Origin of the sequence: Thermomonas sp., from assembly GCF_019104945.1 — a bacterium.
GTDB lineage: Bacteria > Pseudomonadota > Gammaproteobacteria > Xanthomonadales > Xanthomonadaceae > Thermomonas.
This window is the reverse complement of record NZ_JAHRWW010000014.1, coordinates 1-14,197: the sequence shown is the minus strand read 5'-3', so window position 1 is coordinate 14,197 and position 14,197 is coordinate 1. Positions and strand designations below refer to the sequence as shown.

Here is a 14,197-nt window from a genome sequence, read left to right as displayed (position 1 = left end):
GGTTGAAACAAGATGTCGGGGAGTAACAGCGGGGCTTAGGGCGTGACAATGCTGGCGGTGTCGCCCTCCTGCCCAATCAAGGCCGCATTGGCCCAGTTTCCACATACCTTGGGTGACTGCGCGCCCAGCGTGCGCAGGCTCAAAGTGTGCAGACCACGAACATCCAGTTCGGGTTTGACCACGCCCGGCGCTTTCACCAACCCGCTGTCGTACAGCAGGCGGCCATCGCCCCAGACTTGGAATTGCATGCCGCCAGCAGCGCGGCAGGTATCGTCGATGCCAAGATCGGCGCGCAGCAGCTTCCAGCTGCCGGACAGCGCGAGGTCGATCCGGCTGTTGGCACCCACGCCCAGCCCGCGGCGGAACAGCAGGCCGTTCATGCGCATCTCGGCCACGTTGCCGAACGCCTTGTCGCGCGCCGTGGTGGTGTCCGCCACCGGCAGCAGTTCGGACAGATAGCGCTGCAGCTGCGGGCGCACGTCGACCTGCTGCTCCAAGATGTGGAAGCGCGACAGGGTGATCGGGCCGACGTCGCGCGGCTGCTGCGCGTCGAATGCACGCGCACTGCCGGCCTGCGCCGCGGTCACCATCGGGTCATTGGCGGCGGCGGACTCGCCGTCCGGGTTCTGCACGCTGAGCACGCGGAAGCGCAGCAGTCGCCCGGCGTGCGCGGGGAAGCGGATCGTCTGCGTGCCCTGCGCCAGCTTCAGCGTGCCGGTGGCGATCGGTGCGCCCCATTCGCCCATGCTGTCGGCCATGTAGATTTCGTAGTCGCGGACCTGGCCGTGTTTCCAGTGCTGGTCGGTACGCGGCGCCAGCTCGATGCCGTCGATCAGCTTGCGCTCGCCGAAGGCCACGCTCCACTCGTGCGCGCCACTGCGCACCGCCTGATTGCGCACGCTGCGGAACCAGGTCTTGGGGTCGTCATCAAACGCGTTTTCCAGCGGATGGCCTGGCTCTTCGGCCGGACGGGCAACCACCAGCAGACTATCGGCCGGCAGCGCGCGGCCCAGCTCCGGTGCGGCCGGGAACGCGTCATCGGCCACCGCCTTCGCAACGGGAATCGCCAGCGCGAATTGCAGCGGCTGGCGGATATCGACCGCCGCAGTGCGCACATGCACGCTGCCACGACGATCCTGCGCGTCGAAATACCAGCCTTCAGCGGCGGCCTCGAACGCCGCCTTGTCCGCCAGCTGCGGCAGCGCGCGGCCACCCAGCGTGACCGCCTTCGGCGCGCTGCGGCTGAGCACGCGCAGGGCGTAGCGGCGCTGCGTCAGCTGGCCCTGGTACTGGCCTTCCACCGGGCTTAGCGTCACCTGCACCGGGTCGCTGCCCTGCGCGGGTGCGCTCATCGTGACCTGCTGGGTGCTGAACGCGCCCTGCTCATACTTGCGGCTGCTGCCGTCGTCTTCGTACAGCGCGTAGCGCGATTCGCCCTGCGGATAGAGGTCGAAGGTCACCTCGTCCAGCGGTTTTTCGCCGTCGAAATTCATCGACGGATACATCGGCAGGATGCTACCTGCGCGCACGAAGACCGGCAGGTCTTTCAGCTCGACCTTGTAGTCGATGTCGCGACCGCCAGTAGGCGCGCTCAGCTGGCGACCATCGGCATAGTCGAACCACAGCCCGGCCGGCAGGTGGATGCCGCGCCGCCAACCACGGCTCGCCGCCTGACTGCGATACACCGGCGCGATCAGCAGGTCGCGACCAAGCAGGTACTGGTATTTGTATTTCTCGCTGAAGGCCTGCGGATCATTCGGGAAGTCCCACATCAGCCCGCGCACGATCGGCGCGCCGGTCTGCGCCGCTTCGCGTGCCAGCCCGTACATGTACGGGGTCAGGCGCATCTTCAACTTCAGGTAGTCGCGGTTGATGCTGCGATACGGCTCATCGAACGCCCACGGGTGCTTGCGGTCGTTCGCCGACCAGCCGGACATGCCCATCAACACGGGGGTGAACGCCTTCCACTGCAGGTCGCGGGTGAAGGTCTCGGCGCTGCCACCGAAGATGCCGTCGACGTCGCCAGTGGCATAAGCAAAGCCGGACAGGCCGGAACCGATCAGGGTCGGGATATGCCAGCGGATGTAGTCCCAGCTGCCGCTCTGGTCGCCGGTCCAGGCCACCGCATAGCGCTGGATACCGGCCCAGCCCATCACCGTCCACAGGAACGGTCGCGAATCGGAATTGTCGTGCAAGCCGTCGAACGCGGATTTGTTGGCATCCATCGCGAACTGGTAGCCCTTGCCGGTCCAAGCCACGTCGAGCTTCTGCACGCGGCTGCCTGCGGTACCCACTTCCCAGGCGATCTTGTCGACCCCGTTCTCGGTCCACAGCCCGGTCTTGAAGCCGTACTGGGCCAGCCCCTTCACCACCTTGGGCAGGTCGGTATAGCCGCAGCCGTAGCCGTCGTTGGGCAGGATCCAGCCGCCCGGCATGTCGTGCTCGCGATATTTCTTGGCAACGGAATCGACCACGTCGGGAGTGGTGCCGGTGGGGCCATCGCTCCAGCCGGCGGGCACGGTACCGGGCTTCTTCTGGTTGTCGCCGTCGTTGTAGCAGTCGGCATCGCCATAGGACAGCGCCCAGCGCGGCAGCAAGCCAGCGCGGCCGGTCAGCGCGGTATAGCGGTCGAGCAGCGCGTGCAGGTCCTTGCCAACGAAGTAGTACGCATCGAAGCGGTCTTCGGCGTGCAGCAGGCTGGCTGCATCCGACTGGCGCAGGTCGTAGTCGCCATCGCTCCAGGTATTGCGCAGCATGCCCCAGCCCTTGGAAGACAGCAGCATCGGTGCCGGGCTCGGGCGATCGCCCTCCTCCCAGCCGCCGGAATAGGAAATCGCCAGCTCGCGACCCTTGAACTGGAAGCTGCCGTTCTGCTGGCCACCGCCGAAGAAGCGCTCGTCGGCGCTGCTGGAAAGGACCTGCACGCTCTGCTTGTCGGCCAGGTCCAGCGGCTGCAGTTCACGCCACAGCGGGATGGCCTTACCGCCTTCAATGCGCTCCAGCGACAGCGTCAGCGGCGCGCGCTGGATATGCAGCACCAGCGCTGCGGTGCGGATGCGGATTTCGTGCGCATCCTCCTCCAGCGTCGCGCCCGCCTGCTCGACCGGCTGCGCCAGCACGATCGAGGCGGCTTTGCTGCCCTCGCCGGTCAACGCGCCCTTGCGCCCGGCCTGCACCCGGATCAGATCATCGCGCAGCACGTCGATGCGCAACAGCGCGCCGCTATCCGTCACAACATCCCAGCTTGCGCGCTCTGTTGCAGGGGCTACGCTGGTTAGGCGCCCGACGCTATCGGCCATCGCGGGCGCAGCAAGAACGCATAAACAGGCGAGCGCAAGTCGCTTCAACAGGAAACGAGAGGTTGGCGATTTCACAGACATCTTCTTCCTGCACTCTAGCGTGGGCGAAACGAACAGTCGCACTCTAGAGAAACGTTTCGAAAGATGTCAATAAAAAACAACGCAAATTATAGAAATATTTAACAAAACGAAACTTATTTACCTTGAAAAGTTTCGCTTCCCCATTCACATTTTCTGCTGAATATGCAAACGGCGGCCCGAAGGCCGCCGTCGCTGCACTGCAACATCTATTCGCGCTTACTTCACGCCGTGCATCAGCTTTTGAATCAGCGGTGCGATCAGGAACAGCAGCACGCCTGCGCCCAGCAATACCCAGAACCCGAAGGTATAGCCCGACAGCGCCGAGGCCGTGGTCATGCCGCCTTCGCCGCTGACGCTGCTGGCGAAAATACCCGACAGATTGTTACCAATCGCGGTGGACAGGAACCAGCCGCCCATACCGAAACCAATCAAGCGCACCGGCGCCAGCTTGGTCACCATCGACAGACCGATGGGCGACAGGCACAGCTCACCCACCGACTGGATCACATAGACCATAAACAGCGTCCAGAACGGGATCTTCATGGTCTGCGGATCCACCATGCTCGACAGCGCCACCATCAGCAACAGGAACGCAAGGCCGTTGAAGATGATGCCAAGGCCGAACTTGCGCGGAATCGATGGATTGGCCTTGCCCATCTTCACCCAAATAATGGCGATCAGCGGCGCCAAGGTGATGATGGCCAGCGAGTTCACCGACTGGAACCAGCCCACTGGGAAGGTCCAACCACCAAAATCGCGCTGCACGATATTTTGCGCGAGGAAGTTGAACGAGCTACCAGCCTGTTCGAAGAACATCCAGAACAGCACGTTGAAGGCAAAAATAATCAACATCGCGATGGCCTTGTCGCGGGCCACAGCGCCATTGGCAAAACCTTCGCGCAGGATCAACACACACAGCACCACAAACAATGCAGTGAGCAGAATCTGGAGATTATTGGCGTCGATACTCAGCAGGAAATAAATCCCCGGAATGGCCACCACGACACCTAGCGCCACCATCAGCACACGGCCAATGCCTTCCGCTCCCGGCAACGGTGCGCCAATGCCCTTCAAGCGCGCACGGCCAATCCAGAACCACACCAAGCTGATCAGCATGCCCACGCCGGAGGCGATAAACACCGCCTTATACGCAGGCATCGCCGACGAGCCGCCAAACATATGTTCAGCCAGCCAACCGGTGAGCAGCGGTGCGATAAATGCACCGGAGTTGATGCCCATATAGAACAGGGTGAAGCCAGAATCGCGGCGCTCATCGCCGGTGGCGTACAGCTGCCCCACCATGGTGGAAATATTCGGCTTGAACAAGCCGTTACCGGCGATGATTGTGGCCAAGCCCACCTTGAAGATGGTTTCGTTGGGCACCACCACCATGAACAAGCCAGCCGCCATCACCACCGCGCCCAGCAAAATGGAACGCTGATAGCCAATGACTTTATCGGCCACATAACCACCGAACAGCGCCGCCGCATAGACCAGCGCCAAATACGCGCCGTACAGCTTGCTGGCCGAGGCTTCACCGGCGCTATCGCCACCGAAGAACTGCGCCACGATATACAGCGCCAGCGCCCAGCGCATGCCGTAGAACGCGAAGCGTTCCCAGAACTCGGTCATGAACAGCATCCACAGCGGCTGCGGATGGCCCATCACTTGTTTGAATTCCGGCGGTGTGGCCGGTGTTGTTGTAGCGGCTCCGCTCATGCGGTATCCCCCGTGCTCGTCAGGTATTGAAGTGGATGCACCGCACCTACGTTGGGCGCGGAACCTAAGGAGCATGGCTGAGAAAAGCGGCAGGCGTCAAACCTTTTCCGCATAGAACAAAATTATTGCAGCGCAACATGCGCGCATTTCCCTGCCTATGCGCAGCGCGTAAAACAAGCCTCTCGCGCGATTATCGCATCTTCCCGCCTTCACGTCTTTGATAACGATCAAACATGCTGCAATGCCGCAGTGCGCAACGGCTTCTACCGAGGGCACCGGTATAATTGAGTGATTGCTCCAACTCAAAGGCAACCATGACTACTGCCGCGAAATTCGAAATCGAATATCTGCAATATCTCAAACCCGACGGTACGCTCAATGGCCCGCTGCCGCCAGCGGTGCCAAACAACAGCGTGCTGGTGGAACTGTTCAAGAAGATGCTGTTCCTGCGCACCTTCGACGGCAAAGCCATCGCTCTGCAGCGTACCGGAAAACTAGGTACCTATGCCGCCTGCCTTGGCCACGAAGCCACGCATATCGGTATTGGCACCCTGATGCAGCCGGATGACGTGTTCGCGCCGAGCTATCGCGAATACGGCGCGCAGTTTGAACGCGGCGTGCTGCCGCGCAACGTGCTGCTGTACTGGGGCGGCGACGAGCGCGGCAACGTGTTTGAAGCGGCCCCCAAGGACTACCCTTGGTGCGTGCCGATCTCCACCCAGATGCTGATGGCCTCGGGCGCGGCCCTGAGCTTCAAGCTGCGCCAGCAGAACCATGTCGCCGTTGCGGTTTGCGGTGACGGCGGCTCGTCGAAGACCGACTTCTACGCGGCCGTGAACTCGGCCGGCGCCTACAAGCTGCCGCTGGTGCTGTGCGTGGTGAACAACGGCTGGGCGATCAGCGTGCCGCGCGCCGCCCAAACCGGCGCCGAAACACTGGCACAAAAGGGCTTGGCCGGCGGCTTGCACTGCCTGCAGGTGGACGGCAACGACATGATCGCAGTGCTCGAAGCCATGCGCCGCGCGCTGGATCTGGCGCGTGAAGGCGGCGGCGGCAGCGTCATCGAGTTCATGACCTATCGCCTGCACGACCACACCACCGCCGACGACGCGCGCCGCTACCGTGGCGAAGAGGAAGTGAAAGCGGCCTGGCTGAAAGAACCGTTCATCCGCCTGCGCAAATACCTCACCGACCTCGGCTTGTGGGACGAAGCCACCGAAAAGGCTTGGGTGGAAGAATGCGGCAAGCGTGTGGACGACGAAATCAACGCCTATCTCAACACCCCGGTGCAACCGGTGGAAGCCATGTTTGACTACCTCTATGCCGAACTGCCGGAGGATCTACAGGGCCAACGGGCAGAAGCACTGGCACGGGAGGGCCGAGCATGAGCGCACAACCCATTACGCTAATTGAAGCAATTACCCAAGCCCTCGCCTATGAGCTGCGCACTGATGAGCGCGTGGTGGTGTTGGGTGAAGACGTGGGCGTGAACGGCGGTGTGTTCCGCGCCACTGCAGGCCTGTCGGCCGTGTTCGGTCCGGAGCGCATCCTTGATACCCCGCTGGACGAAACCACGATTGCTGGCCTCACCGTGGGCATGGCCAGCCAAGGCATGCTGCCGGTGGCCGAAGCCCAGTTCGACGGTTTCGTCTATCCAATGGTGGACTTCATCATCAGCCACGCCGCACGCATGCGCTACCGCACGCGTGGCCGCCTGACCTGCCCAATGGTGCTGCGCGTGCCGTGGGGCGGCGGTATTCGCGCCCCGGAACATCACAGCGAAGCCAACGAAGCCATCTTCACCAACGTGCCCGGCTTGCGCGTGGTGATGCCGTCCAGCCCGCAGCGCGCCTACGGCATGCTGCTGGCGGCGATCCGCGACCCGGATCCGGTGATCTACATGGAGCCCAAGCGCATCTACCGCCAGTACAAAGAACTGGTGCCCGATGACGGCGAAGCCCTGCCGCTGGACGTGTGCTATGTGCTGCGCGACGGTTCCGACATCACCCTCGTTACTTGGGGCGCACAGGTGAAGGAAACCCTAGAAGCGGCCGACGCGCTGGCGAAAGAAGGTATCAGCGCCGAGGTGATCGACGTTGCCACCCTCACCCCGCTGGACTTCCCCACCATTGCCGAGTCGGTGAAGAAAACCGGCCGCTGTGTGATCGTGCACGAAGCCCCGCGCACGGCAGGGTACGGCGCCGAGATCGCCGCGCGTATCGCCCACGAGTGCCTGTTCGACCTCTTGGCACCCGTTGAACGCGTGACCGGCTACGACACCCACATTCCGCTGTTCCGGCTGGAAATGAAATACCTGCCGAGCGTGGACAAAATCATTGCCGCTGCCAAGCGCAGCTTGGCCTATTCGTAAGGACACCCCATGACCAAGAAGTTTCTACTCCCTGATCTCGGTGAAGGCTTGCCAGACGCCACCATCGTGGAATGGCATGTCAAAGAAGGCGATGTCATCCGTTTGGATGAAAATCTCGTTTCGATGGAAACCGCGAAAGCGGTGGTGGATGTGCCTTCGCCGGTGTCCGGCAAGATCATCAAATTGGCGGGTGCTGCGGGCGATGTGATCATCACCGGCAAGCTGCTCGTCGAGTTCGAAATTGACCCGAGCCTGCCACAGCGCGCCGAAGGCCAAGACACCGGCCACCATCACGGCGGCCACGACGAACCAGAACCCGCGCCTGCTCCTGCGGCACCGGCCAAGGCCGAAAAAGAAGACGCGGGTACCGTGGTCGGCGCAATGCAGGTCGGCAATGCGGTGATCACCGAGGCTGCCGTCGCCAGTGGCGGCGTCAAGGCCGTACCCGCCGTGCGCGCCACCGCGCGCAAGCTGGGCGTGGATCTGTCCCGCGTGCGCCCCACCGGCCCGGATGGCACCGTCACCATGAATGACGTGAAGCAAGCCGCTGCCAATCCGGCTTCGCTCAGCGCGGCGCCGGTTGCCGCAGCACCTGCAGCAGCAGCTGCCGTTACAGTTGCAGCCCCCGTCGCCGCTACGCGCAGCACGCTCTCGCAAGCAGGCAAGCCGATGCGCACCACCCCTCCGGGCGCCGCACCCGCTACCGGCCAGCCGGAGCAGCTCAAGGGCGTGCGTCGCAATATGGCCCGCGTCATGGCCGATGCGCGCGACCGCGTGGTGCAAACCACGATTGTGGACGACGCCGATCTGCACGCTTGGCTGGGCAAGCAAGACATCACTGGCCGCCTGATTCGCGCCATTGTCACCGCCTGCAAAGCCGAGCCGTCGCTCAATGCGTGGTTTGACGATGAAAACCTCAGCCTCACCAAGCACCCGCATGTGGACTTAGGTATCGCCGTTGACACCCCCGATGGGCTGTTCGTACCGGCGCTGCGCAACGCGCACCTGCTGGACGGTGCGGGCCTGCGTCAAGGCATCAACCGCCTGCGCACGCAGGTGGAAGATCGCTCGATTCCGGCCAGTGAGCTGTCGGGCTACACCATCTCGCTGTCGAACTTCGGTGTGTTCGCCGGGCGCTACGGTACCGTGGTGGTGGTGCCGCCGTGCGTGGCGATCATCGGTGCGGGCAAACTGTCGCACGACGTCGTCGCCGTGATGGGCGGGATTGAAGTGCACCGCCGCCTGCCGATCAGCCTGACGTTTGACCACCGCGCCATTACCGGCGGTGAAGCCGCACGCTTCCTGCGTGCGCTGCTCGACGATCTAGCGCTGCCGCAGTAAACAAATTTAGCGCCACACCAACAAAGCCGGGTTCGCCCGGCTTTGTTGTTTCTGAGCGCTAACACGCGCTAGCGCTTTATCACAACGCTATTGCGCAGACTTCTCTAGCTGCGCCGCCACGAAGGCTTCCAGCGCGGCGTTGACCTCGTCAGAGGTGACGCCTTCGCCCAATACGAAATCCGTCGCATCATCAAGCGCACCGTGCTTGAGCGAGGCGATACGCACCCCCGCATCCCGCGGCGAGGCAAAGCCTGCGCTTTGCAGGAGCACGCGCTCGCCCAATACCAGCTTGAAATAGAACTGGCCGTCGGCTTCGCGGTACTGCTTAAACACCGGCAATGCCGCTGCGTCGCGCTTACCCACCTTGGTTGCTGCTACTTGAATTGTGGACAGATCGCGCAAGCCCACCGCTTCGCGCAGGCGCGCGATTGTGGGCGTTGCATACTGCGCACGCAGGCGCGCCGCGCCGTCGCGCAGAATCACCTCAATCTCGGCAGGTTTTGCCATCAGTGCTTCGTAACGCTCGCGCAGCGGGGTGATTTCGGCATCGATCTTTTCGAACAGCTGCTGCTTGGCATCGCCCCAGCTAATGCCATCGGCAAAGGCTTGCGCAAATGCGGCCGTTTCTGTTTTTGTCGCAAACGCCTGATACAGCAGGAACAAGGCTGAGCCTTCGGTGCTCTTCGGCTCGCCTGGCGCGCGTGAGTCGGTGAGGATACCCGCAATCAGCTTCTTCAGCTCGGCGCGCGGCACGAACATCGGAATGGTGTTGTGGTAGCTCTTACTCATTTTGCGACCATCAAGGCCGGGCAAAGTGGCTACGTTATCGTCCACCGCCGCTTCTGGCAGGGCGAAGAACTCTTCACCATAAATATGGTTGAAGCGCTGACCAAAATCGCGCGCCATTTCGATGTGCTGCACTTGGTCGCGCCCTACCGGCACTTTATTGGCGTTGAAAATCAAAATATCCGCCGCCATCAGCACCGGATACATAAACAGACCTGCGGTGACACCCGCATCATCGTCTTCGCCTTCGGCGCGATTTTTATCCACGGCGGCTTTGTAGGCGTGGGCGCGGTTCAAAATACCTTTCCCTGCGACGCAGGTCAGCAGCCAAGTGAGTTCCGGGATTTCTGGAATATCCGACTGCCGGTAGAACCACACCTTCTGTGGATCAAGACCGCAGGCCAACCACGCCGCCGCAATCTCCAGCGTAGAGCGCTGCGTCTTCGCTGGGTCTTGGGCCTTGATCAGACTGTGGTAGTCGGCCAAAAAATAAAAACTCTCGGCATCGGCAGCCTGCGATGCGGCAATGGCCGGACGAATGGCGCCAACATAATTACCAAGGTGGGGGGTGCCGGACGTCGTAATGCCGGTCAGAACGCGGGTTTTGCTCATTACTTCTTCGCCGCGCCTTCGATTTTTTCACCCACTTTCTTGATATCTTTCCCGGCCCCTGCAACCGTATTGCATGCCGCCAGAAACGCCATGCAGACCAGCGCCAGTGCGGCAAACTTCAGTGTTTGCTTCATTATCGTCTTCCCAAGATGATGGTCTGCCCATGGTAAGGCAGCTGTCTCCGGCTTTCGACAGGAAAACCAACGAAAAGCTGAATCACAGGCAATAAAAAGCCCCGCAGCCAGGGGGGGGCTGCGGGGCCGAGGAAGATCGGTTGGGGAGAACCTAAATCTTCCGGGGTGATCACACCAGGGGAGGGGCGGTGATCGACCAGTAACAGGCGTTGCACCTGTTACGTGTATAAGACCACTTTTTTCCTTGATGGTTCGTGAAGATTTCGGTTAAAAAACCGTTCGGTTCACTTTTCATTCATTGCAAAATGCAAATTAACGAAATTTAACCACTTGCATCACAGTTTTAAGATTGCAAACGAAACCTCAGTGCGCCTCGTCCCAATTATCGCCGATTCCGGCATCAACCACCAAGGCAACGCGCAGCGCCGCCGCACCCGCCATCTGCGCTTTCACCTGTTCCAACAGGGTGGGCACAAAGGCTTCTTCGGCTTCGAACACCAGTTCGTCGTGCACCTGCATCAGCATTTTGGCCTGTGCTGCATGCGCTGCAAGCCAAGCATCCACGGCCACCATCGCGCGCTTGATGATGTCGGCCGCGGTGCCTTGCATCGGCGCATTGATCGCGGCGCGTTCAGCCCCAGCGCGCTGCGCGGCGTTGCGTGAGTGGATATATTCCAGCTGCAGGCGGCGGCCAAACACCGTTTCCACATAACCTTGCGCACGCGCCTGCTCGCGGGTGCGTTCCATATAGTCGCGCACGCCTGGGTAACGTGAAAAATACAGCGTGATGTAGTCTTGCGCCTGACCGCGCGATACACCCAGCTGACGCGCAAGGCCAAACGCGCCCATCCCGTAGATCAGACCAAAGTTGATGGCCTTGGCGGCACGGCGTTCGTTGCTACTCACATCGGCCAAGGCTTTACCAAATACTTCGGCGGCAGTAGCGCGGTGAATATCATCGCCGTGTGCAAACGCACTGAGCAGCGCCGCATCTTCGGAGAGGTGCGCCATGATGCGCAGTTCAATTTGCGAATAGTCGAACGCCACGATCTTACGCCCCGCGGGCGCGATAAACGCTTTGCGGATGCGCCGCCCTTCTTCGCTACGCACGGGGATGTTTTGCAAATTGGGATCGCTTGACGACAGCCGCCCAGTGGCCGCACCGGCTTGGTGGTAGCTGGTGTGCACGCGCCCGGTGTTGGGGTTCACCATCTCCGGCAATTTTTCGGTATAGGTGCTGCGTAGTTTGGCGAAGCCGCGATAGTCGAGGATCAGGCGCGGCAGCTCGTGCTGATCGGCGATCGCTTCCAGCGCTTCTTCATTGGTGGAAGGCGCGCCACCGGGGGTTTTCACCAACACAGGCAGCTTCAACTCATCAAACAGCAGTGCGCCCAATTGCTTGGGCGAATCTAAATTAAATTCGCGCCCGGCAAGTTCTGTAGCACGCTGCTTTGCAGCGAGCATGCGCCGCGCAAGCTCCGCCGACTGTTTGCGCAATTCGTCTAGGTCGAGCAATACACCGTTGTCTTCGATGCGCGCCAGCACTGGCACCAGTGGCATTTCGATCGTGCGATACACCTCTTGCAAGGTTGGCTCGGCCTGCAGCTTTGCGCTCAATACGCGGTGCAAGCGCAAGGTGATGTCGGCATCTTCTGCGGAATAGCGCGCCGCCACATCCACCGCGACTTGCGAGAACGGCAATTGCTTTGCACCTTTGCCCGCAACCTCTTCGTATTTGATAGTGGTATAGCCAAGATGCCGCTGCGCGAGGGAATCCATATCGTGGCGGGCAATGCCTGCATCGAGCACAAAGCTTTCTAGTAGCGTGTCATCGGCATAGCCCTGCATATGAACACCATGCTGCTGCAGCACATGCAGGTCATATTTTCCGTTTTGGCCAATTTTGCGTTTGCTTGCGTCTTCCAATACGGGCCGTAGTGCGCTGAGGACCTGCTCACGCGGCAGCTGCGCGGGTGCGCCGGGATAGTGATGCCCAAGCGGGATATAGCACGCCTTGCCCACTTCAACGCTGAAGCTGATGCCGATCAAATTCGCGCGCAATGCGTCGAGCGAATCGGTTTCGGTATCTACGGCAAATTCAGCCGCTGCGTGCAAGCGCTGCACCCACGCATCCAGCTGCGCCGGGATGAGTACCGTTTCATACTCACCCGCAGCGGCAAGCGCTGGGTCTAGCGCTTGCGACACAGGTTTCACGGTAGCGACAAACCCACGCGCCGCACTGGGCGGCTTGACACCTGGCGCAGCGGCCGCGCCGTCTAATTCTTTCAGCGCTTGATGAAAGCCGTAGCGGGTGTATAGCGCGCGCAGCGCGTCGGTATCGGGCGCACGCAGCTGCAGCTCCGTCGGGGCCTGCTCCAGCGCCACGTCGGTCTTAATGGTGACCAGCTCGCGATTAAGCGGCAGACGCGGCAGTGCAGAGCGCAAGTTTTCACCAATCTTGCCGGTGATGGCCTCGGCATGCGCGATCACCCCATCCAATGTGGCGTACTCGCCTAACCATTTTGCTGCCGTCTTCGGCCCGCATTTTTCGACACCTGGGACGTTATCCACCTTGTCGCCCATCAGCGCGAGGTAATCGATGATCTGGTCGGCACGCACGCCAAATTTAGCGATCACCGCATCGTCTGTGGCCATCATGCTGCCGGTCATGGTATTCATCAGCCGCACCTGCGGCCGCACCAGTTGGGCAAAATCTTTATCGCCGGTAGAAATGGTGACATCAATGCCCTCGGCCGCCGCCTGCAGCGCGAGTGTGCCGATGACATCGTCGGCCTCCACGCCTGTTACGCGCAAAATAGGCAGGCCCAGTGCCGCCACGATCTGCTGCATGGGCTCGACCTGTGCCCGCAAGTCGTCGGGCATCGGCGGACGGTTGGCTTTGTAGTTAGCATCAAGCGCATCACGGAAGGTGGGCCCGCTGGCATCAAGCACAAAAGCGATGTATTCCGGCGCATCTTTCAAATGCGCGCGCAGCATATTCACAATGCCAAACAGTGCGCCCGTTGGCTCACCCTCAGCATTGGAGAGTGGCGGCAGCGCGTGGAAGGCGCGGTACAGGTACGACGAACCATCAATTAGGACTAAGCGTTTCATAAGGGAGATTCTACGCGGCTCAGCGCTGGCACAATGGTCATCCATTGCCGTTTGACCGAGTTCACTATGCTGCGCTGGTTTGAAACCCGCCTAAACCCCTTCCCCAACGACCCTCCGGCGCAGCCGCCGGGCACGCTGTTCGCGTTCTGTCGCCACTTCACGCGCGGTGCAGAGCCGTGGCTGTTGCTGATGGCGGCCACCTCGGCTGCGTTTGCCTTGGGTGAAGTAGCGCTGTATGCCTATATCGGCAAGCTCGTGGATCGTATGAACGCGCTGGGTGTCACGCATTTTTTAAGCGCCGAGGGACCCAAACTTGTCGGCATGGCTTTGCTGGCGCTGCTGGTGTTGCCACTGCTGGTGTGGCTGAACTCCACCGTGCAGCACCAGACCCTGCTGGGTAATTTCCCCATGCGTATCCGCTGGAATGTGCACCGTTATCTGCTGCGGCAGTCGATGGGCTATTTCCAAGATGAGTTCGCCGGGCGCATCGCCACCAAGTTGATGCAAACCTCGCTGGCCGTACGTGAGACCGTGGTCAAATTGTTTGATATTGGCAACTATGTGCTGGTGTATTTCGGCGGCACGCTGTTGGTGGCGGCCAGCGCCGATATTCGCTTGATGCTGCCATTCTTGGGCTGGCTGCTGGGCTATGCGCTGTTGATGCGCTGGTTTGTGCCGCGTATGGGTAAGGTCTCACAGACCCAAGCCGATGCGCGCTCGGTGATGACCGGGCGGATTGT

At 61.3% G+C, this 14,197-nt stretch carries 9 protein-coding genes; 4 read left to right on the top strand and 5 right to left on the bottom strand.

Translation table 11 applies throughout. The features are described from left to right. Nucleotides 1–35 precede the first annotated feature (35 nt). Nucleotides 36–3,299 (bottom strand): TIM-barrel domain-containing protein, encoded by a 3,264-nt coding sequence (locus tag KUL77_RS03610; protein ID WP_297144071.1) that lies wholly within the window; start codon nt 3,297–3,299, stop codon nt 36–38. A gap of 297 nt (nt 3,300–3,596) precedes the next feature. Then, the gene (locus tag KUL77_RS03605) at nt 3,597–5,099 is read right to left on the bottom strand and encodes an oligopeptide:H+ symporter (protein ID WP_297143747.1); all 1,503 of its coding nucleotides are present in this window, start codon (nt 5,097–5,099) and stop codon (nt 3,597–3,599) included. Nucleotides 5,100–5,413: 314 nt separating this feature from the next. Here KUL77_RS03605 and pdhA point away from each other — a divergent pair, with 314 nt between their 5' ends. The 3 genes from pdhA to KUL77_RS03590 are packed head-to-tail and all read left to right on the top strand — an operon-like array spanning nt 5,414 to nt 8,811. Continuing rightward, a complete protein-coding gene (gene pdhA, locus KUL77_RS03600; RefSeq protein WP_297143745.1) occupies nt 5,414–6,487 on the top strand; it encodes a pyruvate dehydrogenase (acetyl-transferring) E1 component subunit alpha in 1,074 nt (357 codons plus the stop codon). Then, entirely contained in the window at nt 6,484–7,470 is a 987-nt protein-coding gene (locus KUL77_RS03595; RefSeq protein ID WP_297143743.1) for an alpha-ketoacid dehydrogenase subunit beta, read from the top strand. Before pdhA ends, KUL77_RS03595 begins: the two co-directional genes overlap by 4 nt. A gap of 9 nt (nt 7,471–7,479) precedes the next feature. Continuing rightward, nucleotides 7,480–8,811, top strand: a complete 1,332-nt coding sequence (locus KUL77_RS03590) for a dihydrolipoamide acetyltransferase family protein (protein ID WP_297143741.1) — start codon at nt 7,480–7,482, stop codon at nt 8,809–8,811. An 87-nt stretch (nt 8,812–8,898) separates the two neighbouring features. Here KUL77_RS03590 and KUL77_RS03585 read toward each other — a convergent pair whose 3' ends face one another. The 3 genes from KUL77_RS03585 to polA all read right to left on the bottom strand — a co-directional run bounded on the left by KUL77_RS03585 (nt 8,899) and on the right by polA (nt 13,457). Further along, a complete protein-coding gene (locus KUL77_RS03585) occupies nt 8,899–10,209 on the bottom strand; it encodes a tryptophan--tRNA ligase (RefSeq protein WP_297143739.1) in 1,311 nt (436 codons plus the stop codon). Then, entirely contained in the window at nt 10,209–10,343 is a 135-nt protein-coding gene (locus tag KUL77_RS03580; RefSeq protein ID WP_297143737.1) for an entericidin A/B family lipoprotein, read from the bottom strand. The genes KUL77_RS03585 and KUL77_RS03580 overlap by 1 nt, the downstream gene beginning before the upstream one ends. Before the next feature lie 363 nt (nt 10,344–10,706). Then, nucleotides 10,707–13,457 carry a DNA polymerase I gene (gene polA / locus KUL77_RS03575; protein ID WP_297143735.1) on the bottom strand — a complete coding sequence of 917 codons (2,751 nt, stop codon included), beginning with the start codon at nt 13,455–13,457 and terminating at the stop codon, nt 10,707–10,709. A 51-nt stretch (nt 13,458–13,508) separates the two neighbouring features. Here polA and KUL77_RS03570 point away from each other — a divergent pair. After that, nucleotides 13,509–14,197, top strand: a 689-nt coding sequence (locus KUL77_RS03570) for an ABC transporter transmembrane domain-containing protein (protein WP_297143733.1), incomplete at its 3' end; no start/stop codon positions are given.

Bases quoted from the DNA above. Each gene is read 5' to 3' on its own strand.
- KUL77_RS03590 (WP_297143741.1), top strand. From the start codon at position 7,480: ATGACCAAGAAGTTTCTACTCCCTGATCTCGGTGAAGGCTTGCCAGAC.
- KUL77_RS03585 (WP_297143739.1), bottom strand. From the start codon at position 10,209: ATGAGCAAAACCCGCGTTCTGACCGGCATTACGACGTCCGGCACCCCC.
- KUL77_RS03595 (WP_297143743.1), top strand. From the start codon at position 6,484: ATGAGCGCACAACCCATTACGCTAATTGAAGCAATTACCCAAGCCCTC.
- polA (WP_297143735.1), bottom strand. From the start codon at position 13,457: ATGAAACGCTTAGTCCTAATTGATGGTTCGTCGTACCTGTACCGCGCC.
- pdhA (WP_297143745.1), top strand. From the start codon at position 5,414: ATGACTACTGCCGCGAAATTCGAAATCGAATATCTGCAATATCTCAAA.
- KUL77_RS03610 (WP_297144071.1), bottom strand. From the start codon at position 3,299: ATGGCCGATAGCGTCGGGCGCCTAACCAGCGTAGCCCCTGCAACAGAG.
- KUL77_RS03605 (WP_297143747.1), bottom strand. From the start codon at position 5,099: ATGAGCGGAGCCGCTACAACAACACCGGCCACACCGCCGGAATTCAAA.
- KUL77_RS03580 (WP_297143737.1), bottom strand. From the start codon at position 10,343: ATGAAGCAAACACTGAAGTTTGCCGCACTGGCGCTGGTCTGCATGGCG.